This window comes from Nioella ostreopsis (assembly GCF_004000255.1).
Classification (GTDB): Bacteria; Pseudomonadota; Alphaproteobacteria; order Rhodobacterales; family Rhodobacteraceae; genus Nioella; species Nioella ostreopsis.
In genome coordinates, this window is record NZ_RCIQ01000058.1 from 1 (window position 1) to 3,721 (window position 3,721).

The following is a 3,721-nucleotide window of genomic DNA, read 5'->3' on the forward strand; positions in this document are numbered from 1 at the left end:
CAGGAAAGGGCGGCGGCAAAGTTCTGCGCATGGGTATTGGTATCGATCTGCGCCATAAGCGATGGGCGATGCAGCGGATTGATCTGCAGGATCGCATCGCTTAGCGCGAGGCTCTGGGTATATTCGCCAATAAGCCTCAGGGACACGGCAAGTTCATGCTTGGCCTGAAGGTCCTGCGGGTGTGCCGCAACAAAATCCCTCAGCAGCGCAACGCTCTCATCCAGACGGGAAAGCTGGCGCAGGATCACGCCCCTTCTGATCTTTAACGGCAGATCATCGGGAAGACGTTCAAGTGCTTCGTCCACACAGGAAAGGGCGGCGGCAAAGTNCCAAGCACGTAAGGGCGGCAACAAAGTCCTGCGCATGGGCGTTGGTATCGATCCGGCCAAACAGCGATGGGCGATGCAGTGGATTGATCTGCAGGATCGCATCGCTTAGCGCGAGGCTCTGGGTATATTCGCCAATAAGTCTCAGGGACACGGCAAGTTCATGCTTGGCCTGAAGGTCCTGCGGGTGTGCCGCAACAAAATCCCTCAGCAGCGCAACGCTCTCATCCAGACGGGAAAGCTGGCGCAGGATCACGCCCCTTCTGATCTTTAACGGCAGATCATCGGGAAGACGTTCAAGTGCTTCGTCCACACAGGAAAGGGCGGCGGCAAAGTTCTTCTGCTTTAGGTAATTGTTGATTTGATCAACGACAGCTCGACGATCCACTAGCACACCAAGTTTATCATTTTTCAGGAGTTACTTCTTCAACTCAGGAACAACTCTTACGACTGGCGAATCCGTCAGGTGACGCCAGAATGACATAGAGCTGAAACGTCGGAATAAATCTGGGGGGAGCACAGTTTTACGCTCGCGCGGCTCTACCACGCTATGTACCCGATGCAATCCATCCATACCAAGTTGCGCATCAAACTCCGGCGCATCATATTCAACCTTTGAGAAGTCATGGGCAAAGTGCTCTTCGCCAATGAAATCGTAGATCAAATCAAACACTTCCTTCGGTCGGCGCACCAAGACATCGTAATCCACAAGCATAAGTCGGTCCGCATACTCCGAATAGCAAGCTTCTTTCAAAGCATTCCAAGGAAACCCAACAAGGCTGTTTGGCCCCGACAATGCTTCCACTCGAGAATAGACCGTCGCGCGCTGCTGCGGGTTGCCAAAGATCCGCGTATGTTCAAACGGGTTCTGACGGAACTTTCTCTCCATGGAATCCATGATCCAGGCAACATCGCGGACGAGGCAAATCACCTTTGCCTCAGGAAAGACGGTCAAGATCGCTGCAAATTTTGTTGTCCAAGACCGATTTGTATCGAAAATCACACTCTCCGGGTGGTCCGCATAGTAGCTTTCGAACAAACCTTTCAGCAGCCTGCGCCTTTGGTCGTAGCTCACCATCGAGGCCATTTCGGAACCGGCTGAAACCTGAGCAATCATCCCTTCGAACAGGCCCGCGATAGGCCCCGACATCGCGGCATGAAACGCCGGGTTTTGGCGAAGAACAGCCGCAGTCATCGTCGATCCTGACCGCGGCAGACCAGAGATAAAATGGAACTTCCGATTCATGGATAAGTACCCATAATTGCAAGGGGCCGCTTGCACAGCGACCCCCAAGACAAAGTGATCTGACGCTCAGGCTGCGTTACGTTTGGCAACAATCCGGGTTTCTGGATTTGCCAGAAGTGCATCCCAGTCGGTCTCTTCGGTATCACTTGCCAACCGGGCTTCAAGCTTCTCGAGTTCTGCTGCGACCTGATCGTCATAGTGGGTGATGTTGAACCGTTCAAAGAAGCTCTCAGGCAACTGACGCTGTGACGAGACCCTCATCCGGTCCATCTCGGGGATGATCCGTTCGCAACCGTAAAGATCGATATATTCCTGATAGTTATCGAAGTCCTTGCGACCGACGTAATCGATGAACGTTTCAGCCGGGGCACCGTTTGCCAGAATCTCGTCATGAGCNCAACTGTTTCGACCCTCAGGCTGCGTTACGTTTGGCAACAATCCGGGTTTCTGGATCGGCCAAAAGTGCATCCCAGTCGGTCTCTTCGGTATCACTTGCCAACCGGGCTTCAAGCTTCTCAAGTTCTGCCGCGACCTGATCATCATAGTGGGTGATGTTGAACCGTTCAAAGAAGCTCTCAGGCAACTGACGCTGCGACGAGACCCGCATCCGGTCCATCTCGGGGATGATCCGTTCGCAACCGTAAAGATCGATATATTCCTGATAGTTATCGAAGTCCTTGCGACCGACATAGTCGATGAACGTTTCAGCCGGGGCGCCGTTTGCCAGAATCTCGTCATGAGCTTCTGTTTCGATATGGTAGTAGGTGAACTCCGCAGGCATTTCCGCCATGGGCACAAAGCGGATCGTGGTGTGGTTCACCAATGCACCGGCATTGACCACCAAGCCGTCGATGATCAGCCCATGGTCCGCCGAGATGTAGAGATCATCATTCGGCAACCCGTTTCCAAGCGCGCCCGCAGCGATGCACACCGGCGCTTTGCTATGGTGGGTAAACATATTGTTCTTGAGATGCTGCACACCAACCCATTTGACCGGCACGACACGTCCGTCTGTGGTTGTCACCTCATCCCCGATGTTCAGATACTCAACGGGCACGTCACCACGCGGAGTCGCGATCATCGNAACGGGCACGTCACCACGCGGAGTCGCGATCATCGTACCTGAGAGGAAGCAGTAAACGAAGGGGTCGGAAGTGTTGTAACCCATGAGTGAGGCATTGGCGGCGTAAGGAGCATTCGTGTAAAGGTAATACCCAGAGTACTCTATGTTATACACGACAACACCGTTCGTAGTCGTTGCCACCAATCTGGCATTAGTAGAGGAAGAGTAGCCGTCGGTGGTGTTGACGGACAACAAATCTCCAATCGCAGTTGTGCCATTGTCGCTTCCATCTTCCGTGTCAAAAACCGAATAGCTGCCATAGTCGTGCCCGCTTTTCACTGGGCCGCTTGCACTATTCAAACCAAAGTTATACGTGAACGTTGCAGATGCCACTTTATCCTCCTTACCTTCATTTTTCTCTTTACAGCCTCCGCCCCGGCCCGTCTAGACGATGGCCCCTCATACTATCCAAGTGGAACCCTTACCACCTGATCTCTCGCAACGTGCTGATTTTGTTATATTTATTTTGAAACCACCTGCATTGCAAATCTTCTTGACAGCGCATTTTGCAGCTAGCAGATAGAAATGAGTCATGCTCTAAAGTATAATCATTATTCTTTAGATTGCACCCACAGATACTTGGTCGAATCGTTCCTCGCGCACCATCCTCGGGGGTTATCTTCTTCACTATCGAAGACCCTACTTTTTTGTAGTTAACTATATAAAGCGGGTGAACGGTTGCCAATGAACTTCAAAACGATAGGGAAACATCACAATCTTCGCATTGGATGCTTGGCCAGCCATTACCAATATCTCAAAAATCTCGTCACCTTTTGCCCAAGATGCCTGTCCCAATACATTTCAAAACACCATAATCGACATAACCTTACTATATATAATAGGCGCTGGTCGATTTTGGTGAATCCACCATCAATCTGCTCCCAACGACGGGATTTATATCGGGTGAAAGGATTCCCGAACGCAATCCAACCACCTTATCTTATTCTTCATCAATCCCGATATCTGTATCAAATAAGTCTTTCCAACTGGATTCCATAGCGGAGGCGTTGTTGCAGAACTCTCACA

General features: G+C 51.4%; 4 protein-coding genes. All 4 read right to left on the minus strand.

Features of this window, described 5'->3' with window-relative positions; translation table 11 throughout:
* A partial coding sequence (locus EP237_RS22705; RefSeq protein ID WP_206052351.1) for a hypothetical protein occupies positions 1-305 on the minus strand: 305 nt, incomplete at its 3' end.
* Positions 289-720, minus strand: a complete 432-nt coding sequence (locus EP237_RS22710) for a tetratricopeptide repeat protein (RefSeq protein ID WP_164744816.1) — start codon at positions 718-720, stop codon at positions 289-291. The genes EP237_RS22710 and EP237_RS22705, both read right to left, overlap by 17 nt.
* A 24-nt stretch (positions 721-744) precedes the next feature.
* Entirely contained in the window at positions 745-1,572 is an 828-nt protein-coding gene (locus EP237_RS22715; protein WP_127563089.1) for a sulfotransferase family protein, read from the minus strand.
* A 412-nt stretch (positions 1,573-1,984) separates the two neighbouring features.
* Positions 1,985-2,740, minus strand: coding sequence for a Hint domain-containing protein (locus EP237_RS22725; protein WP_476703640.1), 756 nt, complete (start codon positions 2,738-2,740; stop codon positions 1,985-1,987).
* Positions 2,741-3,721: the final 981 nt, after the last annotated feature.

Coding starts and splice junctions, on each gene's coding strand:
- EP237_RS22715 (WP_127563089.1), bottom strand. CDS start 1,572: ATGAATCGGAAGTTCCATTTTATCTCTGGTCTGCCGCGGTCAGGATCG.